Origin of the sequence: Agarivorans sp. JK6 (assembly GCF_045277145.1) — a bacterium.
In the GTDB taxonomy this organism is placed as follows: Bacteria; Pseudomonadota; Gammaproteobacteria; order Enterobacterales; family Celerinatantimonadaceae; genus Agarivorans; species Agarivorans albus.
Genome location: NZ_CP113525.1, coordinates 4,425,641 through 4,449,841, shown reverse-complemented (window position 1 = coordinate 4,449,841; position 24,201 = coordinate 4,425,641). Strand labels below are relative to the sequence as shown.

Here is a 24,201-nt window from a genome sequence, read left to right as displayed (position 1 = left end):
GATCTAGTTCAATTAGTTGAAAACTAAAGCTTAGGCTAGTATTGGTTAACAACCTGCTGCAAGGCATAATGAGGTTGAAAGCGCTGTCTTAAGTAATCAATTATTTGGCAGCTAAGGATTAAGTTAAGGGGATTGAATGCTGGAGTTAAGCTGTTTACGTTTATCCCAAGATAAATTAGCGGCACTAATTGAGATAACACCTCAAGAATCACACGTAAGTGTTAGCGACGTGAAAGCTTTAATTCTTCGCTCTAATTTTGGTGATTACTTAGTTGATGAAGAGGCGATAGATGACGCCGTCGCTAAGTTTGCTGAATTACGTGAATCTCCAGACCTAATTGAGCAATGGGGACAGACTTTTGTTAAGTTAGCCAACATTCGCAATGCCGAAGTTACTATCGATGTTTCTGAAGATAAAATGGTAGCGCGAGCCACCATTACTGCTGCTTATGGTGGTAATCCTATTTCTCAGGGTGATTTAGTTAGCGCCATGCAAGAAGCTGGCGTGGTGTTTGGTTTACAAAAAAAACGAGCCTTGGCCTTGTTAGCTGCGGCCAAACAAGCTGATCCCGGGGTTAAAATTAAGAAAGTGGTTGCCCTTGGCCGCCAATCTGTAGATGGCGAAGACAGCCGCTTTGAACGATTTGTTGCTACTCCTAAAGAACGTTTATTAAAACCTAAAGAAACCGAAGATGGTCGAGTAGACATGCGCGATTTAGGTAATTTGGAAACGGTAGAGCCTGATGTAGAGCTAATGCGTCGACATCCTCATACTCATGGTCAGGCGGGCAAAAATGTTTGTGGTGAAGAACTTCCCTTTAAGCAAGGGCATGAAGTGCCCTTCACTGTAGGCGAAGGCACCAAAATTGCCGTAAATGACGCGAATTTATTGCTGGCCGATAGAACCGGCTTACCGCTTGAGATAGAAAATGGCATGAAAGTCGACGATGTATTGTCGATTAAGAGTGTCGATGTAAGTTACGGACACGTTGATTTTGCCGGGAGCGTGCTAATTACCGGTAATGTTGGTGACGGCATGAAAGTAAAAGCTTCAGGCGACGTGCACATTAATGGCTTTGTTGAGTCTGCTAGTATTACCGCCGGTGGCGATGTGGTAGTTGGCAAAGGAGTGATTGGTCATCGTTTGATGGAAGGCGATGAAAATTATTCTTGCACCATTAATGCTAAGGGCGAGCTACACGCTACCTTTGTTCAATATTCACATATTGATGCAGGTAAAGATGTCACCATTACCAGCCAGCTTCTGCATAGTAAAATAGAAACCGATGGCAAAGTCACCGTGAGTGACGCCAGTGGCCTACGTGGCACTTTGGTTGGTGGCTCAATTGACGCCGGTGGAGAGATTAGCGCGGTGGTATTAGGCGCCACAGCGGGTACTGCCACACAACTTACTATCTCTGGTGATTTTGATGATATTCAAGAAGAGCGACGTAGCCTAAACAATATCAAACACACCTTGCATGAGAAGCTGAGCAAGGTACTTGATGCTCAAATGAAGTTGGGCTCTACTAAGCAAGAAGATCGCGAAGAGGGCATGGCCGACAAGCTCTCGGCTACTTTGCATCATACTCGTCAAGAGTTAGTGCAAATAGACTTTGCCCTCGATTACAACCAGCAGATGGAAGATCAATTCTTCTCTAATGCGAGGCTTACGGTTAAAAAAGAGCTTCACCCTAATGTACGCTTAGATATCGTTGGCCACAAGCTGTTTACTAACCGTGAATATGGGCCAACCGAAACTAAATACGAAGACGGGAAGATCACTTTCGCGCCTTTAACCCCCGGAAAAAAATAGTTGCTCTTTTCCCTTTTAACGGCTTAAGTAAGGTTAATCTAACAAAAGGGAAATAGCATGAATTGGCAACATCAGCCCAGACAATCTTTAGGCTTCTTTCCCACACCTGTTCATCGATTAAGCAACCTCTCTGCGCACCTTGCTGGTCCGCAAATTTATATAAAACGTGATGACTTAAGCGGCCTAGCCTTGGGTGGCAACAAGGTGCGTAAGCTGGAGTTTTTGTTAGGCGATGCCATGCAGCAGAAGGCCGATTGCATCATTACTGCAGGTGCAGCTCAATCCAATCATTGTCGTCAAACGGCTGCTGCTGCGGCTAAGCTTAATTTACCCTGTTATTTGTTGCTAGGTGGTAGTGCACCCGCCCTCGCTCAAGGTAATGTGTTGTTAGACAAGCTTTTCGGAGCAACCATTATTTGGGCTGGCCAACAGCGTAAAGGCGAGGGCATTGAAGAACTAGCACAGCAACTTATGCAAAAAGGTATGAAGCCTTATGTTGTTCCTTACGGTGGCTCTGATGCCATAGGCTGCTTGGGGTTTACTGCCGCGTTGCATGAACTGCAACAGCAAATTGATGAGCTGAATGAAATAGTATTTGCTTCTAGCTCTGGTGCAACCCACGCAGGTTTAATGTTGGCTAAGGCTGAATTAGGTTTAAATGTAAATTTGCGTGGCGTGAATATCGACAAGCTAAATCATGGGCAGCAAAGCTTTAATCAAACTATTGCCGATTTAGCCAATAGTGCGGCTAAGCAATTTGCCTTGGATAAGAATTTTACCGCTAATGAGGTTTGTTTAGATGACAGCTACCTCGGTGAAGGCTACGGCATCATTGGCGATGCAGAACGCGAAGCGATTATGCTACTGGCTGAAACCGAAGGCATTTTATTAGACCCAGTTTATACCGCTAAAGCGATGGCGGGTTTAATTGCTAGAGTGCGCCAAGGGGCTTATAGTTCTGATCAAAACGTATTGTTTTGGCACACTGGTGGAACTCCCGCATTGTTCGCTTATGCTGACGACTTGTTATCTTAATGCCAACTAAATTCAATAAGAGAAAGGAGAGTAAGTGATGGAATCTGCTATTCACACCTTAAGTGATTTGTTCGCCCAGCTTGGTTTAGATCCTTCAATTAATGCCATCGCTGAGTTTGTGGCAGAACATGCTCCAATACCGAGTGAAGTGCCATTGCATCAAGCGGCTTTTTGGACACCCACTCAGGCTGCATTTTTATTAGAAGCAGTGCAGCAAGATGCTGACTGGGCAGAACTTGTAGACCAACTGGATGTAATGCTGCGCTAGTTGCTAGTTTTGCTCTTTGTGTTTTTCTAAACAACGTAAAGCCAGCTCTAGGGTGGTGCTAAAGTCACAAGCGAGAGTATTGCTGGCGCTTGCTTTACAAGACCCACTCACGAAGTGAACTTGCTGCTTTGGCTGCTGGGTAACTGGTGGCTCTTCAAACTGTGGCCTAATTTTTACGGATTGATTCAAGCTTGCCCCTTTAAGTGCTTAATTAACTCTCGCTACCATAGTGCTCTATAGCGTATTTAATCATGGCTGCACTGCTATCTAATTCCAGCTTTCTACGAATTTTTAAAGTATGGGTTTCTACGGTTCGAATGCTTATCGACAGGCTATCAGCGATTTTCTTATTGCCACAACCGGTGGCTAGTAAGCGTAATACCTGCTGCTCGCGCTTGGTTAAACTCGCTTTGCTAGCACTAGGCTCGTTATCAAATAACAGCTTCGACACACCAGCACTAATGTAGCGTCCACCATTGGCAATTGCTTCCAAAGCGCTAATCAGTTCACTAGAAGCAATATCTTTGAGCAAGTAACCCTTAGCGCCATTACGCATGGCGTTTTGCACATATTCTTTATTGTCGTGCATGCTTAGCATCACCACTTTACTGTTAGGACTTTGCTCTGAAAGAGCCTCTAACAGCTGAATGCCATTTAATTTGGGCATATTAATGTCGGTTAATACTATGTCAGGGTTCAGTTGTTGCGCCATGGTAAGTGCTTGCTCGCCGTCAGCCGCTGTACCTACAACGGAAAAGCCGGGGTTAGCCTCTAGTCGCATCTTGAGGCCGTCTTGTACCAAGGGGTGATCGTCCACCAATAGAATTGAGGTCATACCGTTTGCTCTTGAATTGTGGTGGGTATGGTTTTCTCTACTTCATATAGCGGTACTTTTATGGTGATCAGTGTCCCTTCTCCTAATTTGCTATCTACATCTACTTGACCATCGATGTGGGCAATCCGTTCAAAAATATTGCGTAAACCCAAACCGCTACTGGCCAGTTCTGGGCGACGGGTAAGCTCTTTTATCGAATGGCGTCGTACCTTTTTGCCCATTACAAAACCAGTGCCATTGTCCCTAATTTTCATCACCAACAATTTGGCTTGCTGGCTTAGCACTATGTCTACTGTATCTGCTTGCGCATGTTTTTCGACATTTTGTAAGGCTTCTTGGGTAATCCGATAGAAGGTTGTCTCCACTGTAGATGGAAGGTTTAGATTATCAATGTCGCACTCTAAAAACACATCTATTCCTGTACGGTGTTCAAATTCCTGGCAAAAACCTCCCAATGCGGCGGCTAAACCTAAGTCATCTAGTACGCTGGGGCGGAGGTCTTTTGAAATACGACGTATCTCACCAATCGCTTCATTAATGGTATGTAACCCTTGGTTGAGGCTGTCACTGACCGAGCTAGGGGTGCTGTTACATTCTGTGGCGCTTTCTAAGCGATACTTAATGGAAACCAATAATTGGTTAATACCATCATGCAGTTCGCGAGATACTCGTTGGCGTTCTTGCTCTTGTGAATCAATAATTCGTTGGGTGAGTTCTTTGAGCTTTTTGTCGGCGAGCTTGTGTTCTGAAATATTCAAAGATGCCCCCAAAAAGGCGATTAAAATCCCCGAAATAGTGGTGATTATGAATAACCAAATAAAAGTGCGATTAATGTTGTTTTGGGTTTGCGCTTCAAGCTTTGCCAGCTCCACATCTACATCGTCTAAGTACACGCCGGTGCCAAACATCCATTGCCATTTATCTAGCATCACAACGTAACCCAGTTTCTTAGTTCGCTTTCCGGTGCTGGGTTTTTCCCACAAATAGTTACTAAAACCGCCGCCTGCTTTGGCTTGTGCAATTAAGTCTTGAATGAGGTAGGTGCCCTCAGAATCCTTAAAGTCCCACAAATTTTGCCCCACTAATTCCGGCTGAATTGGGTGAACCAAGTTGACGCCTTTAAGGGTGTAAGCAAAGAAGTAACCGTCTTCGGCAAAGCGTAAACGGTTGAGCAATTCTCTTACCTGTTGTTTGGCTCTCTCATCGTCGGCTGCTGCAGGTTCGTATATGTCACGAATGCTGGCAAAAGCTTGGTCTATGTGGTTTTGCAGCTCTAGGGTTTTGCTGCGCATGATGTTTTCTTTAATTAGCGCTAATTGTTGCTCAGTTAGGATGGAAGATTGCTTAAAAACCAAGGTGGCAATTAGTGCGGTAACACAAAGCAAAGGAACAATAGATAACAGGATAATTTTAAATTTGAGGGACCACATCTCGTGACGGCCTAACTAAGAGAATGTTAACTATATGTTAATCTATGCGATTTTTCAAAAATAGTGATCTAGCTCTCGCTTCTACCAAAGTCTAGCCTGTACGTGATCTTACGTAGAAAAAAACCGTGTATTGCCGGATAGGTTTTATTGTAACAACTCGCTAACATTAAAGGTGACCATTAAGCAGTTGGTTTACATTTAAAACATCTAACCAACAATGGAAAAAACAACGAAAGGGAGAACAACATGCTTAAGTCCCTCTGCAGTAAAACCCTGCTGGCTTCTGCGATTATTGCGTTTAGTTCGGCTGCCGTAGCTGCCGACAAAGTATACAAACTAAAATTGGCTGAAACCTGGGGCCCTAACTTCCCAGTTTTTGGTGATGCAGTAAAAAACATGGTGAAAATGGCCGATGAGATGTCTAACGGCCGCTTAAAGATCCGCGTTGACTCTTCAAACAAACACAAAGCACCTTTTGGGGTATTTGATTTAGTTAAAAGTGGCCAGTACGACTTAGGCCACACCGCGTCTTATTACTATAAAGGTAAGGTGCCAAACACCCTTTACTTCACTACCATGCCATTTGGTATGAATGCACCAGAGCAACACGCGTGGCTGCAGTATGGTGGCGGACAAGACTTGATGAATCAAGTATACGCTGAGCATAACCTGGTACCTTTCCCTGGCGGTAACACTGGGGTGCAAATGGGCGGTTGGTTCCGTAAAGAGATTAACTCAGTTGAAGACCTACAAAACCTAAAAATGCGTATTCCAGGTTTTGCCGGCGAAGTATTAGCTAAGCTTGGCGCAACGCCAGTAAACATTCCGCCAGGTGAGTTATATACCGCACTTGAGCGTAATACTATCGACGCTCTTGAGTGGGTGGGTCCTTCTCTAGATTTACGCATGGGCTTTCACAAAATAGCCCCTTACTACTACATGGGGTGGCACGAGCCAGCTACCGAGTTGATGTTTATTGCTAACAAGAAAAAACTCGAAAAAATGCCAGAAGATTTACAGGCAATTCTAGCGGTTGCGATGCGTAAAGCAGCTTACGATATGTTTATTCATTCGTATGCTGAAAGCGCCAAAAACTGGCAAACCATGTTGCAAGAATACCCGAATATTCAGGTTAAAACTTTCCCTGCAGAAGTTATCAAAGCACTTAAAAACGCTAACGATGACTTGCTAAAAGAGAAAGCTGCTGCAGACCCAATGGCCGCTAAGATCATTGAGTCACAACAGCAATACATGAAACAAGTTCGTGCCTACACAGCAATTTCAGAACAAGGTTACTTAAACAGTACTGAAGGTTTGTAGTAGAGAATGGGGCTGCAGCGTGGCTGTAGTCCCATCAGCTAAACCAAAAAAGCAATTACTTTGCTTGGGAGGCTAGGGATGTTGCGTTTGCAACGAGCGGTAGATGGATTTTCCAAGGGTATAGCAGGCCTCACCGCGGTATTAATGCTGCTAATGTTAGTAAACATTTTTTATGACGTAGTCATGCGTTACTTTTTTCGCTCCAGTTCTATTGGTATGCAAGAGTTAGAATGGCACTTGTTTGCTGCCATGTTTTTATTAGGAATTGCCTCTACGCTGCAGGCCGAAGGCCATGTGCGGGTAGATATTATCTACGACAAGTTAGCGGCGCGTAAACGCGCTTGGATTGACAGCCTAGGCGTCGTATTTTTCTTGTTCCCTTTTTGTGGCTTGATTGCTTGGTACGGTTACGACTTTGCATTAGAAGCTTACAACTTAGGAGAAACCAGCGGCGATCCGGGTGGCTTACCCTACCGCTGGATAATTAAATCAATGATTCCAATTTCGGCTATATGCCTCGCCATAAGTGGCTTTGGAATGTTACTCAAAAACCTCATTCAGCTGCGAAATAACGCCTAGCTCATAACAAGAAAAGGAAGTTGTCATGATTGGGATTGTCATGTTTTTCGTGGCCTTGCTAATGCTGCTCACTGGTTTTCCAGTCGCCTTTGTATTTGGTGGTGTTGCACTAGTATTTGGTATCTTTGCCGAAGGTATCGATCTATTTGCTTTTATGCCTTATCGCATAATGAGCATCATGCAAAACTCGGTATTAATGGCCGTACCACTGTTCATTTTCATGGGCATTGTATTGCAGAAAACCCGCCTTGCTGAACAGCTGCTTGAAGCCATGGGCCAATTGTTTGGCCGGGTGCGAGGTGGTTTGGCGGTATCGACTATTTTGGTGGGAGCGTTACTTGCTGCGTCTACTGGTGTGGTTGGTGCCTCTGTAGTGGCAATGGGGGTTATCTCCTTGCCAGTAATGCTTAAATATAAATACGATAAGCGCTTAGCCACTGGGGTTATTTGTGCCTCAGGTACGCTTGGACAAATTATTCCTCCCTCTATCATCTTGATCATTCTTGGTGATGTAATGGGCGTGCCAGTAGGTGATTTATTTAAAGCTGCACTACTGCCTGGAGCAGTGTTGGTAGGCGCCTTCATCATCTATGTTCTAGGGGTATCGTTTATTCGCCCAGAAGCCGCTCCAGCTTTACCTAAAGATGAAGCTGCAGGTCATGGCGTGCAACCTTGTTGGAATGCCTTTAAAGCCATTGCTCCACCTTTAGCATTAATGATTGCAGTACTTGGCTCGATTTTTTACGGTATTGCTACGCCAACCGAGTCTTCTGCTATTGGCGGCATTGGTGCAATTCTTTTATCGATTATTTATCGCCAGTTTTCTTGGAAGATTATCTACGAAGCGGCTATTGAAACGGTAAAAGTTACTTCGATGGTATTTGCTATCTTCATTGGTGCAACGGCCTTCTCTATGGTGTTCTCTTACACTGGTGGTGAAGAAGTCATTGAAGAAGTGATGACTAGCTTACCGGGTGAGAAATGGGGCTTCTTAATCTTAACCATGATTGTGATTTTGATTTTGGGCTTCTTTATCGACTTTGTTGAAATCTCATTTATTGTTGTGCCTATGTTGTACCCAGTAGCCGAGATTTTGGGCATCGATTTAACCTGGTTTGCGATTTTAATTGCGATGAACTTGCAGACTTCGTTCCTCACACCGCCCTTTGGGTTTAGTCTGTTCTATCTCAAAGGTGTTGCCCCGCCCGAGGTGCAAACTACCGATATCTACAAAGGCGTGATGCCATTTATTATTTTGCAGATATTGGTATTAGCCTCGATATTGGTGTTCCCAGACTTCTACGGCTTTGGCATGTAGTGCATAGTGAGTTAACAAAAAGAGGCCTAAGGGCCTCTTTTTATTTGCGTAGAGTTTAGTTTAAAGCTTAAACGTACCCACTAAATCTGCCAGCTTATCGGCGAGCTGTTTTAAGGACTCGCTAGCTTGAGAAAGCTCTGATGCAGTATCGGTAGCCTGCTGAGTACTCAAGTTAATCTCTTCAACGTTGCCGTTTAGCTCACTAACGACTGAAGACTGCTCTTCGGTAGCCGTTGCCACTTGAATGTTCATGTCAGAAATCAAGGTTACTCGTTTAGAGATCTCTTGCAGTGCAGAGTAAGCATGCCCGGCTTCTTCAGCGCCTTGGCTGCTCATGCCACTGCTTTGTTCAATGGCACTAACTGCTTGGCTGGCTTGTTCCTGCAAGTTGTTAATCATTTGCTGGATCTCATCGGTGGACTCGGCAGTTCTACCCGCTAAGTTACGCACTTCGTCTGCTACCACCGCGAAGCCGCGCCCTTGCTCACCAGCTCGTGCTGCTTCAATGGCTGCGTTAAGTGCAAGCAAGTTGGTTTGCTCTGAGATGCCTCTAATAACGTCTAGAATGCCACCAATTGATTGACTACTTTCGGCTAATGAAGAGACCACAGTAGCTACTTGTTGCATTTCTTCAGCTAAGCGCATGATGTTGTCGCGTGCTCGCAGCACCACTTGTTGGCCTTTATTAGACTCTTGCTCGGCATCTTGTGCGGCATCTGCAGCTTGAGACGCGTTACTGGCAATTTCGTTAACGGTGGAGCCCATTTGGTTAATTGCAGTGGCTACTTGAGTTACCCTATCTTGTTGATGCTGGGTATTTTCTAGGGTGCGTTGTGACTGATTGGCGACCGAGCGTGAGGCATCACCAAGGTTTTCGCCAGTTTGCGCTACGGAGCTCACCGAGCGATGGATTTTTTCGATAAAACTGTTAAAGCCTTTGGCGAGTTTGGCCATTTCATCGTTGCTTTCGGTATCTAAACGTTGGCGTAAATCACCTTCTCCTTCACCTAAGTTTTGGAATACATCGGCTAGTTTAGCAATTGGTCGTGTAATAGTGCCCGCTAACCATACGGCGACTAACAAAAAGACGCCTATCACCAGTAAGGTAGTGACAATCATGTAGTAGCGTGAACGATTGAGTTCTTCAAATACTTCAGCTTTTGGCACTTGGGCAATTAAGTACCAGTCCATAGACTCGATGTAGCTAGAGCTTAGTAACAATTGCTGGCCTTGGTAGTTTACTTCTACCAAATTAAAGTCTTGTTTATTAAGTAACGAGGAGGTGGCTTGACCAAACTCATCGGTGAGTTTGAGCTTGCCAACAAGTTCGTTGTTACGATGCAGGCGAATCACACCCTCACCGTCACTAAGGAATACAAAGCCGCTTTTCTCAATTTTAAAACTGTCGAGAAAAACGATCATTTCTTCCATGGTTTTTGACACCCCAGACATGACATGGCCATTTAACTGTTGGTAGTTTAAAAACAGCTTGGTTTCTTCGGTTGAAGAGGTGTAAACACTTACCATGGTTTCTTGTCCAGATTCTCTAAACTTAAAAAACCAGCCGTCACGCTCGGGGTAGAGTTGTCTTAAAAAGCCATTTTGATTCCAGTAATTGGCATTTTTACGGTTGGATACCGACGCATCAGCTAAGTCATATTGTTGCTTTAGGCGTGTAAGTAATTCTATTAATTGTGTTTCTGAGTCGGGTTTACTGGATTTCAGCACTCGCTCTTCAACAAAAGTATTGTTAGCTAGCTGCTCTGCTGCTTGCAACAGCACTGTTACTTCTTTATCAATTCTATTGCGAATTTGCTTGAGCAGAGCGGGTAGTTCTTTATCAACCATTCGGCGTTCGATGATGTTTTGCGCCTGATTCTGGCTGAATACCCCGATAATGCTGGTGGAAGCTAGTACTGCTAACACGATGGTGATCGTAAGCTTTTTACGAATAGTGAGTTGGTTGAAGAACATTACCTCTCCTTGCTTGCCAACGGGCAATCGCTAGTAATATAGGACGGAAACTTAAAGTGATTACGCTGGCTAAGTTGCTGCCAGCGCATACGTTTAATATCTGTAGCTTTGTGAAAACTATGAAGTTAAGTGTAGTTAAAAAGAAGTTCGTTTGTAGTGGCGATACTCAGGTTTCCAAAAGCTGGCTTCAATAGTTTGCATTAGCACTTCGTCGGTGGTGTTTACCGCTAAGCCTTGTTGCATGGCAGTTTTGGCTACCGCGTAAGCGATGTGCTTGCTAACTAGCTGAATTTCTTCAAGCGGTGGCAGTAAGGCTCCTTCACCATCGTTCGCTAGTGGCGAGCATTCGGCTAAGGCGCGGCTGCTGGCGATGAGCATCTCGTCACTCACTCTGGTGGCCTGACAAGCTAATACGCCTAAGCCAATACCTGGGAAAATATAGCTGTTGTTACACTGGGCGATAGGGAAGGTCTCTTCGCCTAGCTTCACCGGCGAGAACGGACTACCAGTCGCGACCAAGGCTTCGCCATTGGTCCAACGCAGTATGTCTTCAGGCAAGGCTTCAACCCGGCTGGTGGGATTGGATAGCGGCAATACGATAGGCTTCTTGCAGTGCTGATGCATGCCTTCAATCACTTGCTGAGTAAACACGCCTGGTGCACCAGAGACACCAATAAGTACCGTAGGCTTGCCATGCTCTACTACATCTAATAGTGACAAAGCATCGCTGTTAAGTCCCCATTTTTGCTGAATATCGGCTGATTGCGCCAAAGCTTGTTGGAAGTCGAGTAGATTAGGCATGTTGTCTTGCAACAAGCCCCAACGGTCAACCATGAAGATTTGGCTGCGGGCTTGCGCTTCGCTAATGCCTTCTTCCACCATTGCCCGCACTATCGCCTCGGCAATACCGCACCCTGCTGAGCCGGAGCCAACAAAGGTAACACGCTGTTCTGCTAAGCTTGAGCCAGCTGCCTTACAGGCTGCCAATAAAGAGCCCACGGTTACTGCCGCGGTACCTTGAATATCATCATTAAAACAGCAGAATTGATCTTTGTAACGCTGCAATAAAGGCATGGCATTTTTTTGGGCGAAATCTTCAAATTGAATCAGCGCATCTGGCCAGCGGACTTTTACCGCTTGCATGAATAATTCTACAAATTCGCTATATTCATCGCCGCTAATTCGTTGATGGCGCCAGCCCATATACATGGGGTCATTGAGTAGTTGCTGGTTGTCGGTGCCTACATCTAACACAATTGGCAGGGTGTAAGCGGGGCTGATACCGCCACAAGCCGTGTACAGTGATAGTTTACCAATAGGAATGCCCATGCCGCCGATACCTTGGTCGCCTAAGCCGAGGATCCGTTCGCCGTCGGTCACTACAATGATTTTCACATTGTGGCGAGTGGCATTGTTTAGCAGCTCGTCGATACGGTGGCGGTTAGGGTAAGAAATAAATAAACCACGTGAGCGGCGGTAAATATTAGAGAACTGCTCACAGGCCGCGCCCACGGTAGGCGTGTAGATAATCGGCATCATTTCGGTGATGTGATCTTCTACTAAACGGTAAAACAAGGTTTCGTTAGTATCTTGAATGTTGCGCAGGTAAATGTGGCGGTCTAAGTCATTAGTAAAACTTTGATATTGCAGATAAGCACGCTCAGTTTGTTCATCGATGCTCTCGATGGTCTCTGGCAGCAGCCCTTCTAAATTGAAGAAAATACGCTCTTCTTGGTTAAAGGCGCTGCCTTTATTTAATAAGGGTGTCTCAAGTAATGCTGGACCTGCGTAAGGAATATAGAGCGGGCGTTTTTTATCATCCATGGTAAAGCTCATCTGCTGCGGCTAAGAAGCGGTATTTTTTCACAGATTTGTGTTTAGGTCATGAACTATACCAATTGTACGAAGTAACTGTTCATTCTATCTGGTAAAAATACTCGATAACTGCGTTAGAACTTTTGATTGTAGAATAACTACTTATCGAAAAATCCTGCCTTATTCTCGAGTGTTTTTCCTGCGATATTTCTGATCACTTATCTTAGTGTGATTGGTATTAACCCAAAGGAATGTAGATAGATGGTTGCTTTATGGGGCGTTAGAAATAGGCCAGCCGGCACCGCTAAAAGATAGGAGGGGCGTAACGCCTAACAGTTGAGGTATTACCGCCCGGGCATCTAGAAGCGACAACCGACTTAATTTAACTATAAAATAGTTTGCCTTTAATGCGAGATAAATGTTGTGAAAATGTTAACTGGGTGTCATTTGCTCGGCTAAGTGTATGAAATATCGACAGCGGACAACAGGACTTACTATAGCCATAAAAATAGTAATGGCTTTAAGTGAGCGACTAGCTAGACACTAGGGCCTGTTGATCTTTGCTGATGGTTTTTACAGCAATTTATTAGCCATTTAGGCAAGGCAGTGAGTGTGAAGTTAAGTGGGCTTAATAATCACTCGCTAACGCTGAATAAATGGCTAAGAAATGCTGCCTGAAGGGTTCAGATAAGCGAACTTTACTCTTCGTTGAACACTTTTCACTTAGCCCACTAGGTTTCAAAGTGCTCGCCGCGATTAAAGCCCGCTTATCTTGAATAAAATTTCAACACCAAAGATCAACAGGCCCTAGTAACGTTTAACTTATAACTCGCTTAGTTCTAATTTTAAGTAGCCAACGAGTAATTCGGCGAAGCCTTGGTAAAAGCCGCCCTTGCTAACCTTGCGTAATGCATCAAGCCATAGTGGCAACCAACACAGTAGGTGCTGATTAATAAAATCAGCTTGTTGCTTCGCTGGGGCATCGCGCAAAATTAAATTGCCAAGGTAATCGAGCTGAATCGCAAGATGATCCGCTGGCTCATTAAAATTAGGGTCAACTTGCAGGCCTTGGCTTACTAGCAAGGCGCGCATTTTTTCATGTGGCTCTTGAAACATCAGCTTGTTGGCCGACAGGTAAACCGAGGCATAAGGTGGTGCACCTACTTTGCTGTCACTCAAGAATTGCTGGCAAAAATCTGCTGCTAGTTCTAGCTCCGGGTGTTTAAAGGCGCTCAACTTTGCTAAATGATTTTTAATCATGGTAACAGCCGAGCTTAGCTCGGCTGTGTCTGCTAATTGCTTTAGCAACTGTGCTCCTTCACCAGAGGTATAAGAAGCAAGCTGTTGCTTATCAAGCTCTTTGGTAAAAACCGTTGCAAACCACCAATAGATGCTGGCACGGATTTCGTTTTCTTGGCTAACACTAGCGGTCATTGCGGTACCTTTTTAGAATATTTGATTTCTAATTTCTTACAAAATATATGAGTGTTCTAGCTTCAGCTAGGTTTAATTACTATATTGTTAATTACTCCACTGTTTTGTTATTAAGTTAGATTTTATCTGAGGAAACGTTGTGACAGCATTACTCATTCTTCTTGTGTGTTCTGGTATTTGTGCATTTTTAGCAAGTATTAAGGGGCGGAATTCTGTTACTTGGCTAATTATAGGTTTTCTCACAGGTCTTCTAGGTATAGTGATTATTATTTGCCTATCGGATCTAAGTGCAAAGGATGGATACGAGCATTTTGATGCTGTTGAACATAAGCCTGCTGCCAAAAAAAGACCTTGGGATATTGAACAGTAACGTTTCTATTTAACCCGTATTTCAATTAAGGAGCTTCCAATAACTAATAAATTAGTTATTGGAAGCTTTATTTTTACGACATCTCCTTAGGGCCGCCAAAGGAGCTTACCGCAGGTGCTTTACCGGTGAACTTCTCGTATTCAACCAAACAGGTATTTGCGCTGGTGGCTTGAGCTAATTGCGAGCTGCCTATATCCATGGTTAGGGTATTAGGATCGCCATAGGTATCTAGTGCGCCAATGGTTTCATCCACAGGACCATACCAAGCACCCTCTTGCAGGCGGGCAACACCTTTGGCGTAGTCTTCAGACACTACCGCGCCAGCCAGCAATTGCCCACGTTTGTTGTATACTCGAACTAAATCGCCATCTTTAATGCCACGCTTCTTGGCATCTTCTGGGTTGATATACAATGGCTCGCGGCCTTGTACCGCATAGGTTGCGCGAAACTCTTCTGAGTCACACATTTGTGAGTGCAGGCGTTTGTCGGGGTGGCAAGACTGCAGCCAAATGGGGAACTCTTCAGAGCCAGGACCGCCGTGCGAGCGTTCGGCTTTTTCAAACCACATTGGGTGGCCTTGGCAATCGTCGTAGCCGTAGCGGTCGATCTTGCGGCTAAATATCTCAATGAAGCCAGACGGCGTGCCTAAAGCGTTAATTTCAGGATCTTCTCTGAAGTCTGCTTGACGGGTCCAGTTTTCGCCTTTGCCAAAGTCTACCCAACCGTCTTTCCAAAAGGTCATGAAGTCTGGCATATCAAACTTAGCTTTGTTGGTCGCGGCGCACTCATCATAAAGTTGCTTCACCCATTCCATTTCGGATTTACCTTGGGTGTATTCTTTACTCTTACCAAAGCGTTGGGTGAGTAGAGTGAAAATCTCAAAATCGGTTTTAGATTGATACAGTGGGTCAACCAACTTGTGCATGGCAATAATGCCGCGGTTGCTGTAAGAACCGTACAGATCTAAATCGTTACGCTCCCATTGGGTACACGCTGGCAATACAATATCAGAGAAGCGGCAACTGGCGGTCCAAGTAAAATCTATCGAGACCACGGTTTCCAGCTTTTGGAAGGCCTTCTTCATGCGGTTGCGATCTTGGTGATGATGCCAAGGGTTACAGCCAGAGAACACCATCATCTTGATGTCGGGTAAGGTGATTTTTGCGCCATTAGCGTTTATCACTTTACCGGGTTCCATAATGGCATCAACCCAGCGCGCTACCGGAATGGTGCTGCTATAGCCTTTAAAGTCTTGGTTCATATGAACCCGCTCATTAGGTTTGTCTGGATTACGTGGGAACGCGCCAGGCGCTGCCGCACCGGTAGACGGCACGCCAATTGAGCTGTAGTGGTGAGCATAAGAAACCCCACCACCCGGTAAACCAATTTGCCCTAACATGGCTGCGATAACCGCGCCCATCCAATAAGGCTGCTCGCCATGTTGCTGACGTTGAATACACCAGCCAAAAATAAGCTGGGTACGGTCGCTAGCTAATAAGCGGGCAAATTCTCGAATTTCATCGGCTGGTACACCACAAATGGCTTCTGCCCATTCTGGTGTTTTTTCTACTTTGTCTTTAGATTCGCCAGTTACATACGGAATAAAGTCTTCAAAACCTAAGGCATAGGTATTGAGGAATTCCTTGTCGTACAGCTCTTCGGTATAAAGCGTGTGGGCGATGGCCAGCATAAACGGGACATCGGCTTGTGGATTAACGTAACGCTGCTCACAATCGAGGTACTTTTGAGTTTTAGTGCGGACTGGGTCAACACTAATTACCCGAATTTGTTTGTTAGCGACTTTGTCTTTAAGTTGCTCCAAATATTCAAAGGATTCGTGAGTCTCGCAGGCCCAACCTACTTGTAGGTTTTTCATCAAATCGGTGGCCCATAAGACAACTGTTTTACTGTTATCTAAAATCAAAGGCCAAGAAGTACCTTGCGCATATACCTCGGTAGTACCAAGTACATAAGGCATAATGGTTTGCCCTGCACCGGTAGAGTAGTCGCCTACTTTATTCACTGAGAAACCATGCATGGCTACTGCGCGTTGCATGTGGTTACCGCAGGAGTGAACTTGACCGGTTTGACGCCAACCGGTTTGGCCAGCGTGAAGCGCCCAAGGGCCATAGTCTTTTTGTACGCGTTCTAGCTCTTGATAGAACAGGTCTAGAGCTTCGTCCCAAGTGACGCGAATAAAGCGATTATCACCGCGCTGCGAGGTATCACTCTTGTTGCGTTTTAGGTACCAATCGTAACGCACCATTGGGTAGCGAATACGAGAAGGACTATACAAAATACCTTTAATGCCCTTGAGCATTTCGGTGGGGTATTTATCTGCTTCAAAGGGTTTTATTTCTTGCACTTTGCCTGCATACACGCGGGCACGAAACGCACCCCAGTGTGAGCCTGAAACTTTCCAGCTTCCGGCGGTCTCAGCAGCGGCTGCATCGTTAGATACTGCCAATAAACTTGGGCCGATCAAAGTACTAGCGCTGGTGGCTAAAATGCCTTTGAGAAAACCGCGACGAGTAATTGCCATGTTAATCTCCTTGTTAGTGGCCAGCGTCAGAAAAATCTGATGAATGTTTTTGAAGGTATTTCAATACCAGCGCTTGAGTATCACCGTCTAAATTCACAAACGACAACATACCGTTAAACATACCTGGCCAGGTGTTGGTGTCGAAGTGATTTTCGGCAGGCTGGGTATGACATACACTACAGGCCGTATCATAAGTAGTTTTGGCAAACTGCCAGAGGGTATCGCGTGAGTCGGTCAGTGAACCGTTACGCATCCACAGCGTGATTGATACCTTCTGCCACGGCAAACCAGTTAGGTCATCTTCTTTGGTTTCGCCTTTTTGCATAATGCTGTCGTTTTGAGCCACTTCTTTGGTTAAGAAGCCATCGTTAATGTTCATGGCAAAGTCTTCAAACAGTACTCGACCAAAACCTTTGGTTTTACGCCAGCCGTCTATTTCTACTTGAATGGCATCACCTTTAATGTCGAGAACCTTAACTGCAGTAGCCGCATTAAGTTGGCCAGCTTCTTCACTAAGTTCGGCGTTGGTGAACATTGGCAGTTGGCGCACGCTGTAGTAAGTTTCGCCTTTTTTGTAGCCCGATGTTGCCATCTCTTCGAGTTTGGCTAAGGTGCCTTCGCCCGAATTCATGTTTTCTGGGAGTTCGTGGGCAATACCTTTGTGGCAGTCAATACAGCTTTGGTCGCGCTCGGCGGCCATTTTCATTTGCACTTGGGCGCGCTCAGACATGGAGTCAAAGTCCATGCTGTTGTAGTTGTGACAGTTTTTACATTCTAAGGAGTTATTGGCTGTGAAACGGTCCCATTCATGTTGGGCTAGTTCACCGCGTTTTTCTAAGAACTTCTCACGGGTATTAATGGTGCCAAATATTGCGCCGTATACTTCTTTAGACGCCTGCATTTTGCGAGCAATCTTGTCAGTCCAATTATGCGGTACGTGACAATCTGGACAAGTGGCACGTACACCTGAATTGTTTTTCCAGTGCACTGTATCTTGCAGTTCTACATAAACGTTGTCGGCCATTTCGTGGCAGCCAATACAGAACTCTTCGGTATTGGTGGCTTCTAGTGCGGTATTAAAACCGCCCCAGAAAATGATACCAGCAACAAATCCGCCAATAGTCAAAAAACCAAAGCTTAAATGTACGCTTGGTTTGCTCACTATTGACCAAAATTTCTTCAGCATATTTTTCATGGTGGTGTCTCACATTGCTGCGAATTATTTAATAATTAAAAAAGAAAGAGCAGAGTTATTAACCGTGTCCCGGCGGACCCATCATTATCTGGAGCATCCAAACGATAAAGCCATAACCACCTACGGTGACCACTGCCAAAATAGGAAAAAGCACAACGGCGATAAATAGAAATACCTTCCACTCATCCATTTTGCTCGGGCTGTCTTCCACCACATTATTCTTAGACATGCAAAAGCACTCCTACATTAATGTTATGTATATAAATTTAACTTAGTATTGATATGTAAGTTTGACCAGTTTCACCGCTGTTTTTTGTGCTTATCTGTGTCACTGAGCAGCAGCAATTTAGTAGCGTTTTTTTACCGCCGCTGGCATTGCTGAAAGTTGCTGGTTTGCAAGGGCGCGTAGTATACCCACTAAAGGAGTAGGGTCAAACATTTCTAACTGATTTAGAGTGTATCCAACAGCCTCTATGGTGGATAAGCCTTTATCTATCGAAGTTTTTCGTATTTTATATTGCCCTTGCGGCGCGTGCTCGAAATGAAATTGTTCTAAACTTTGTAGCCAGGGATTGAGGTGCCATAATTTTTTGGCTTTTCGCCAGGTGCCGTCAAGTAGCAATATTGTGGCGGGGGAGCTGTCTGCGGTGTAAGCCGCTTTTTGAGTATTGCTTAGCTGCTCTAAAACTTGGCTGGTTTGACTAGGGTAAATCAGCAAAAATTGATGTGGAGCTTGTTCCACTTGCTGTTTTAAATCGGCAAAATCGTCGGCATTTTCACCCACTATTATCGTTGCATTATCTAGAGCTAAACAAGCCAGATGAGCGGTGCTTTTAGCGTGTTGTTGTTCGCTGGGGTGCTGCAAAATAATCACCGGGTGACGATGTGAACAACTGGGGATGTTTGCGCATAAACAGTGGCTTTGAGGGCGCAAGCAGCGCTGGCAACGAACTCGACTCATTGATCTCTTAGGTTAATAAAGGCGGGCTAATTATAAGCTATTGTTTAGGGTAATTCACAATACTCTGCCTGTTGTTGCAGTAGCCAGCTCTTAATGTCTTCTGGGCAGTGATGAGACAAGTGTAAGTAGGTCGGTAATTCTGCGATTAAATCAGGCCAAGCTTTAAGTTGTCCTTCGGCGAGCCGAGATTCGACACTTATTTGTGGCAAAATTGCCCAGCCTAAAGCGGCTTCTAACGCATCCAGCAACAAGGTCTCTCCGATAAACAAATTACTTTGCTGCGGCTCACGAATATCAAACAGCTTTAAGTGGCCATCAAAGCGTTGCTGATGATTAACCAGCTTGGGGTGAGCTACTTTTATCAACTTGGCAGGGCGCCAACTAAGCACTTGAGTATTGTTCTGTTGGCTTTGCGCAGAAAAGCTAAAGTGAACATGTTGCTGACTATTACCGCTGAAATGCAAATCCAGTAAGGGATCAAAACGCTGTAATTGGTTGGCTAACAAGGTAAGCCACGGACTAGGAAACCAGGCTTGATAGCTAATGCTTAACTTGAGGCTCTTGCCTAACTGTAAATGGCGGCAGTGGCGCTGCAGTTCGTGGTAGCGGCTTACTATCAACTCAGCCTGCTCTATTAAGGCAAGCCCCGCTGAGCTAAGTGGGAAAGGTGCAGCGTGTTGGTTGAACAAGCAGCAGGCAAGTTGCTTTTCTAGTTGGTCAATCCGCTGTATTACCTGTATTTCGGTGCACTTAAGCTGCTCCGCACACTTTATTAAATTGCCATGCTTGGCGAGGCAAACAAAGGCTTCTAAGGCTGCTTGTTTTGCTTGTTCATCCATCATAGGCACTCAAACTTAACAGGTTTAAGCACTGCGCTACTTGGCTGTCGTGCTGGCTATTTAGCCAAAGGATTTCTATTTCTAACTTGGTTGGTGAGAAGTAATTACTTAGGTGTAATTCTATTAAGCTGCCATTACGAAAACTGGACTCCAACCAATGACGTGGCGCGATGGCCCAGCCCATTCCAAGTACTAGCAAATCGTGCAACATTTCACGGTGACTGAGCTGCCAGCAGCTTACTCGATTAAGTTGTAACTCTAAGGGTAAATGGCTTAAACACAGTTGACGATGGCGCTGCAGCTGCTCGGCGCTGAGCTGCTGATGTTTGCTCAAACTATGGCGAGCAGCGCAGGCCAGAGCCAAACTTAAATTACAGTAACGGCGCGAATGCGTTTTAGGCGGCTTGTTTTGTTGCGCCACCCGCAGTGCTATGTCGATATTGCCATTAACCAATTGCTGCTGGAGTTGGCGGCTACTTAATTGCACCAATTTTAGTTGTTGCAGTGAGAGCTCGCTAATAAAGCGCGGGTAACATTGTAATAAGCTTTGGCTAGGTACAAATTCATCTAAACCAATCACAATTTGTTGAGGCTGTGGTTTATCTACTGGGCTTTGCAGAAAGTTATCTAGTTGCAGTTGTAGTTGCTTAGCGCGCTGGTAAAGCTGCTGGCCTTGTTCGTTTAAGCGGCTGTAGTCGGGATCGAATAGCGTGCAGTTTAATGATTGCTCTAAGTCGGAGAAAATCTTTCTTCTACTACTCGAGCTGGTCATTTCTGGGTAATGGTGGCGTTGCTCATAGGCGTTAACAAACCGGCTGAGCAAGCCAATATCCGTGTGCTGCATTCTCATAGGCCATGATTTTAGTATCTTTTAAGGCTAGCAGAGAATAGCTGAGCTGTTAGAACATGTAGCGAACACCTGCACTGGCTTCGAGCTTCACTTCAAGGTCGTCAATCACATACACAATCGGTTGTAGCTCAGCAAAGAAACGAAACTTGTCGACCACAGTATGCGCTCCAAACACTGCACGAGCGCCTAGCTTATGATGGTGGTGATCGCTCCATTTACCGCCAAAGCCGTAATAGAAGTATTGTTGCTCAGGAAAACCAATAATTTTATCGCCACTTAAAGAGAAGTCGTTAAGTCCTAGGTTCACTCGAATATCGTTAAACTGAGCGCTAATACCATTGTCGCTGCCTACCATTACCCCAAGCTCGGGATTAGCATTGCTCGAAAATGCCACTAAACAAAGTGCTCCAGCACCAAATACTGCAATTTTCATAGTTACCTCATTTATTGTTTGTCGAGCATTCTAGAGATAGCTCATCACAAGGTAAACCACTGGGCTGTTGCTTTTATCGACAGCCCTGCCCAGATATCGTGACAGGCTAAGCTAATTTGGCTAAATGCTGCGAAATAGTGCTTGTTGAGGGGGTAAATGCGTGCTAAATGTAAGGTAAGTGGTTGTTTCCAATTGTTGGTCGGCTACTCTATGAAGTTGTTGAGAGTGAATTTATTTGGCTCTTCAGCTTCTAAGCGCTAGCTATTTTTAGTCGTAAGGAGTGCTTATGAGAACAGAACAAGCGTTCGCAAATACCGGATTGCTAAGCCGTTACTTAGCAGAAAGAGAACAATTCTTTAAAGGAGCATGCTGCTTTGTTCCTGATTCCCACTTAAGCCTTAAAGAGCAGCAACACAGTGCCTTACAACACGCCTATCAACAATCTTGGATTAGCATTTCCGAACTTCAACACTGGTCACAACAACTAGACTTGTGATTAGCCAATGTGCTCAACTCGATGCGCGAAGGTTTCAGCGAGTTGTGAGCTGGTAATTCAAAATAGGCGATCGGTAGTTTGATCGCCGCAAGCTGCTGACGTAAAAACAGATTCAGCTGCTGCTTACTAAGCTTTTGTTCTGCGTTAATAAACGCCACCGGACATTGGCCGTACTCACTGTTTTGTTGTGCCACCACCACCGCCTGATTGATCATTGGGTGTTGCAATAGTGCTAGCTCTATTTCTTCCGGTTGAATGTTTTCACCAGCGCAAATAAACATATTATTGCTACGCCCTAGTGTGTGTAAGTGGGCGCCTTCGATTAGCCCCCTATCACCGCTGTTAAACCAGCCATCTGGCTCACAGGCTTTTAAAATTTCGCCATTTTTCCAGTAACCCAAGAACAAGGTTTTACCGCGTAGGTAAATCTCGCCTTGATGTATCTTGGCGCGGCGATGCGGCAAAATCTGATAAGCACTTTGGCCTAAGCGGTGATGGCGGGTAGCAATTTGCGAGCTCATTTCGCTGCTGCCATAGGAGCTATATACTTGAAAGCCGCGGCTAATGGCTTCTTCCAATAAACTGTCGTTACAAGCTGCGCCACCAATTAAGATGTGTTTGAGCTTAAGGCTATGCGCCCAAAATTTTGCTTGGGTGAGTAGCCGATAAAGTTGAGTTGGCACCAGCGATACATGGGTGGTGTCGCTGCCCAGTAAATCAGGAAATACTCGCCCTTTGTTTTGTGCCACAACTATGCGCGCGCCAGCTAGTAGGCAGCGCCATACAATGGCCTGGCCGCCAATATGGTAAAGCGGTAAAGACAATAACCATTGGTCTTGGTGCTTGAGAGGGATCATCGCTTGCGAGCCCTGAGCACTGTAGTAGTGATTTCGCCAGCAGTGCACCACGGCTTTAGGCGGGCCACTGCTGCCAGAGGTAAACACCATACTCATTGGGGCTTCGCTGTTGAGTTCAATACTTGCAAAGCAGCTAAGCTGTTGGTGCGGGTTAAACTCTACTCGCTTAGCTTGCTGTAAGCTGTAATCTAAATCACTCCAATAAAACTGACAGTCTACTGTTTCACTTAAAGCCTGTAATTGCGAGAGCGGGTGATGATGATTAAGCGGGCAAAAGATATAGGCTAGTTCCAAACTAGCTAGCTGCAACAGCAGCATACGCAGTGGATCTTCGCCAAAGCAGCACACTCTAGACCCTTGTGTCACGCCTTGCAGACGCAACTGTTCAGCCGTGGCTTTTACCATGACATAAAGCTGTTGATAGCTAAGCTGCTGTTGGCCAATGCTCAGGGCAATATGTTCTGGGCGAATTTGGCTTTGCAGTTGCAGTGCGTGGGTAGACAAAGAATGGGCGCTCATAGCAGCATTATGCCGCAAATTGTGAAGCTTGTCGCCGCTGGCAAACATCGCCAGCGGCGCAGTTTTTTTGGGGCTTATGCAAGCAGTGCAGTTACACCAAAGGCACCAGCGAAACCGGCAATAGTACGTGTGATTTTTTGGCCGTAAGTCGATTTTTGCACAGCTTTACCTAACAAGTAACCGCCGCTAATAAGGGCAATTGAGCTAGCAATAAAGCCTGCAAAGAATAGCTTCATGTCTGCACCAGCCGGCACTTCGTTACCATGGGCTGCGCCGTGTAAGGCTGCCACTAAACATACTGCTAAACCAGCTAGGCTAGCTGCTTTTGGTAATACCTTAGCCACTAATACCGCCATAACCAGTAGAGAAATAGCCAAGCCTGTCTCTAACATTGGTGGTACAAAACCCATGCTGGCAACAACCGCTGCCACAATCAAGGCAAATACACTTTGTGCCAAGCTCAACTTAAGTTTGCCAGTTTGGCTAGCTAATAAACCAATTAGGCTTAAGGCAATTAGGTGGTCTAAGCCAGTAAGTGGATGTAACAAGCCTTCACTTAAGCCATGGTGGTGTCCTTCGTGGGCAAAGCTGGGCAAGCTAATGAGTAGGCCTGCAGCCAAAGTAAGTAGTTTTTTCATGGTAGGTTCCTTGTAATTTAAAACTAGTTGGCAGTAGCAGGGCTAGATTCTTCTAGCATGCCTTGCTCAATAATAAAGTTGATGATGGTTTGTAAGCCTTCGCTGGTTTTAAGGTTACTAAATACAAATGGGCGTTCGCCGCGCATTTTTTTCGCATCGCGATCCATGACTTCTAGCGAGGCGCCAACATGCGGGGCTAAATCGGTTTTATTGATGATCAATAAGTCAGATTTAGTAATGCCTGGGCCACCTTTACGGGGAATTTTGTCACCAGCACTTACGTCGATCACGTAAAGGGTTAAATCACTTAACTCGGGACTAAAAGTAGCACTTAGATTATCGCCGCCGCTTTCTACTAGCACTAAATCTAAGCCTTGATGGCGGCGATTAAGCTCGGCAATCGCCGCTAAATTCATCGACGCATCTTCGCGAATGGCGGTGTGCGGGCAGCCACCGGTTTCTACACCTAAAATGCGGTCTTCAGCGAGGGCGTCATTGCGCAGCAAAAATTGGGCATCTTCTTTGGTATAAATGTCGTTGGTTACAACCGCTAGGTTGAAACGGTCTTTTAGCTCGCGGCATAGCGCTGTAAGTAAGGCTGTTTTGCCTGAGCCTACCGGGCCGCCGACACCTACACGTAAGGTTTGTTTTATGCTCATTATGGTTCCTCTTTTTTG

General features: G+C 45.3%; 24 protein-coding genes. 8 read left to right on the top strand and 16 right to left on the bottom strand.

What is annotated here, in order from left to right; translation table 11 throughout:
- Positions 1-136: 136 nt before the first annotated feature.
- Genes OV592_RS20470 through OV592_RS20460 form a run of 3 tightly spaced genes read left to right on the top strand, consistent with a single transcriptional unit; the run spans position 137 to position 3,119 of the window.
- Positions 137-1,816 (top strand): DUF342 domain-containing protein, encoded by a 1,680-nt coding sequence (locus OV592_RS20470; protein WP_406609837.1) that lies wholly within the window; start codon positions 137-139, stop codon positions 1,814-1,816.
- Between the two features lie 57 nt (positions 1,817-1,873).
- Positions 1,874-2,851, top strand: coding sequence for a D-cysteine desulfhydrase family protein (locus OV592_RS20465; protein WP_406609836.1), 978 nt, complete (start codon positions 1,874-1,876; stop codon positions 2,849-2,851).
- A 37-nt stretch (positions 2,852-2,888) separates the two neighbouring features.
- On the top strand, positions 2,889-3,119 hold the full coding sequence (locus OV592_RS20460) for a DUF2789 domain-containing protein (protein ID WP_016403096.1): 231 nt from the start codon (positions 2,889-2,891) through the stop codon (positions 3,117-3,119).
- A 3-nt stretch (positions 3,120-3,122) separates the two neighbouring features.
- Here the strand turns inward: OV592_RS20460 and OV592_RS20455 are convergent, their stop codons facing one another.
- The 3 genes from OV592_RS20455 to OV592_RS20445 are packed head-to-tail and all read right to left on the bottom strand — an operon-like array spanning position 3,123 to position 5,384.
- On the bottom strand, positions 3,123-3,308 hold the full coding sequence (locus OV592_RS20455; protein ID WP_406609835.1) for a hypothetical protein: 186 nt from the start codon (positions 3,306-3,308) through the stop codon (positions 3,123-3,125).
- A 22-nt stretch (positions 3,309-3,330) separates the two neighbouring features.
- Positions 3,331-3,954 carry a response regulator transcription factor gene (locus OV592_RS20450; protein WP_016403098.1) on the bottom strand — a complete coding sequence of 208 codons (624 nt, stop codon included), beginning with the start codon at positions 3,952-3,954 and terminating at the stop codon, positions 3,331-3,333.
- Positions 3,951-5,384 (bottom strand): cache domain-containing protein, encoded by a 1,434-nt coding sequence (locus tag OV592_RS20445; RefSeq protein WP_406609834.1) that lies wholly within the window; start codon positions 5,382-5,384, stop codon positions 3,951-3,953. The genes OV592_RS20450 and OV592_RS20445 overlap by 4 nt, the downstream gene beginning before the upstream one ends.
- Before the next feature lie 246 nt (positions 5,385-5,630).
- Between OV592_RS20445 and dctP the strand changes: the two genes are divergently transcribed.
- From dctP to OV592_RS20430, 3 genes are all read left to right on the top strand, one after another.
- Complete coding sequence (gene dctP, locus OV592_RS20440) at positions 5,631-6,704, top strand: TRAP transporter substrate-binding protein DctP (protein WP_016403100.1); 1,074 nt, start codon at positions 5,631-5,633, stop codon at positions 6,702-6,704.
- 78 nt (positions 6,705-6,782) lie between these two features.
- Entirely contained in the window at positions 6,783-7,283 is a 501-nt protein-coding gene (locus tag OV592_RS20435) for a TRAP transporter small permease subunit (protein WP_016403101.1), read from the top strand.
- A 25-nt stretch (positions 7,284-7,308) separates the two neighbouring features.
- Entirely contained in the window at positions 7,309-8,601 is a 1,293-nt protein-coding gene (locus OV592_RS20430) for a TRAP transporter large permease subunit (RefSeq protein WP_152782935.1), read from the top strand.
- A 60-nt stretch (positions 8,602-8,661) separates the two neighbouring features.
- Here the strand turns inward: OV592_RS20430 and OV592_RS20425 are convergent, their stop codons facing one another.
- The 3 genes from OV592_RS20425 to torD all read right to left on the bottom strand — a co-directional run bounded on the left by OV592_RS20425 (position 8,662) and on the right by torD (position 13,824).
- Positions 8,662-10,575, bottom strand: a complete 1,914-nt coding sequence (locus OV592_RS20425; protein WP_406609833.1) for a methyl-accepting chemotaxis protein — start codon at positions 10,573-10,575, stop codon at positions 8,662-8,664.
- Between the two features lie 135 nt (positions 10,576-10,710).
- The gene (locus OV592_RS20420) at positions 10,711-12,399 is read right to left on the bottom strand and encodes an NAD-dependent malic enzyme (protein WP_406609832.1); all 1,689 of its coding nucleotides are present in this window, start codon (positions 12,397-12,399) and stop codon (positions 10,711-10,713) included.
- Positions 12,400-13,212: 813 nt separating this feature from the next.
- Positions 13,213-13,824 (bottom strand): molecular chaperone TorD, encoded by a 612-nt coding sequence (gene torD, locus OV592_RS20415; protein ID WP_406609831.1) that lies wholly within the window; start codon positions 13,822-13,824, stop codon positions 13,213-13,215.
- A 139-nt stretch (positions 13,825-13,963) separates the two neighbouring features.
- Here torD and OV592_RS20410 point away from each other — a divergent pair, with 139 nt between their 5' ends.
- Positions 13,964-14,194 carry a hypothetical protein gene (locus tag OV592_RS20410; protein ID WP_406609830.1) on the top strand — a complete coding sequence of 77 codons (231 nt, stop codon included), beginning with the start codon at positions 13,964-13,966 and terminating at the stop codon, positions 14,192-14,194.
- A gap of 73 nt (positions 14,195-14,267) precedes the next feature.
- Here the strand turns inward: OV592_RS20410 and torA are convergent, their stop codons facing one another.
- The 7 genes from torA to OV592_RS20375 form a co-directional block, all read right to left on the bottom strand.
- Positions 14,268-16,736 carry a trimethylamine-N-oxide reductase TorA gene (torA, locus tag OV592_RS20405; protein ID WP_406609829.1) on the bottom strand — a complete coding sequence of 823 codons (2,469 nt, stop codon included), beginning with the start codon at positions 16,734-16,736 and terminating at the stop codon, positions 14,268-14,270.
- Positions 16,737-16,749: 13 nt separating this feature from the next.
- Positions 16,750-17,931 carry a pentaheme c-type cytochrome TorC gene (torC, locus tag OV592_RS20400; RefSeq protein ID WP_016403107.1) on the bottom strand — a complete coding sequence of 394 codons (1,182 nt, stop codon included), beginning with the start codon at positions 17,929-17,931 and terminating at the stop codon, positions 16,750-16,752.
- Positions 17,932-17,989: 58 nt separating this feature from the next.
- The gene (torE, locus tag OV592_RS20395; RefSeq protein WP_016403108.1) at positions 17,990-18,160 is read right to left on the bottom strand and encodes a trimethylamine N-oxide reductase system protein TorE; all 171 of its coding nucleotides are present in this window, start codon (positions 18,158-18,160) and stop codon (positions 17,990-17,992) included.
- A gap of 117 nt (positions 18,161-18,277) precedes the next feature.
- Positions 18,278-18,892, bottom strand: coding sequence for a tRNA-uridine aminocarboxypropyltransferase (locus OV592_RS20390; protein WP_406609828.1), 615 nt, complete (start codon positions 18,890-18,892; stop codon positions 18,278-18,280).
- 44 nt (positions 18,893-18,936) lie between these two features.
- Positions 18,937-19,734: a LysR family transcriptional regulator gene (locus OV592_RS20385; protein WP_406609827.1), complete on the bottom strand. Its 798-nt coding sequence runs from the start codon at positions 19,732-19,734 to the stop codon at positions 18,937-18,939.
- Entirely contained in the window at positions 19,724-20,575 is an 852-nt protein-coding gene (locus OV592_RS20380) for a LysR substrate-binding domain-containing protein (RefSeq protein WP_406609826.1), read from the bottom strand. The genes OV592_RS20385 and OV592_RS20380 overlap by 11 nt, the downstream gene beginning before the upstream one ends.
- A 55-nt stretch (positions 20,576-20,630) precedes the next feature.
- A complete protein-coding gene (locus tag OV592_RS20375; RefSeq protein WP_016403112.1) occupies positions 20,631-21,014 on the bottom strand; it encodes a hypothetical protein in 384 nt (127 codons plus the stop codon).
- A gap of 286 nt (positions 21,015-21,300) precedes the next feature.
- Between OV592_RS20375 and OV592_RS20370 the strand changes: the two genes are divergently transcribed.
- Positions 21,301-21,510 carry a hypothetical protein gene (locus OV592_RS20370; RefSeq protein ID WP_016403113.1) on the top strand — a complete coding sequence of 70 codons (210 nt, stop codon included), beginning with the start codon at positions 21,301-21,303 and terminating at the stop codon, positions 21,508-21,510.
- Here the strand turns inward: OV592_RS20370 and menE are convergent.
- The 3 genes from menE to ureG all read right to left on the bottom strand — a co-directional run bounded on the left by menE (position 21,480) and on the right by ureG (position 24,183).
- Positions 21,480-22,886, bottom strand: a complete 1,407-nt coding sequence (gene menE / locus OV592_RS20365) for an o-succinylbenzoate--CoA ligase (RefSeq protein ID WP_406609825.1) — start codon at positions 22,884-22,886, stop codon at positions 21,480-21,482. The genes OV592_RS20370 and menE overlap by 31 nt on opposite strands.
- Positions 22,887-22,960: 74 nt before the next feature.
- Positions 22,961-23,524 carry a HupE/UreJ family protein gene (locus tag OV592_RS20360; protein WP_152782971.1) on the bottom strand — a complete coding sequence of 188 codons (564 nt, stop codon included), beginning with the start codon at positions 23,522-23,524 and terminating at the stop codon, positions 22,961-22,963.
- A gap of 23 nt (positions 23,525-23,547) precedes the next feature.
- Positions 23,548-24,183 carry an urease accessory protein UreG gene (ureG, locus tag OV592_RS20355; protein ID WP_152782974.1) on the bottom strand — a complete coding sequence of 212 codons (636 nt, stop codon included), beginning with the start codon at positions 24,181-24,183 and terminating at the stop codon, positions 23,548-23,550.
- Positions 24,184-24,201: the final 18 nt, after the last annotated feature.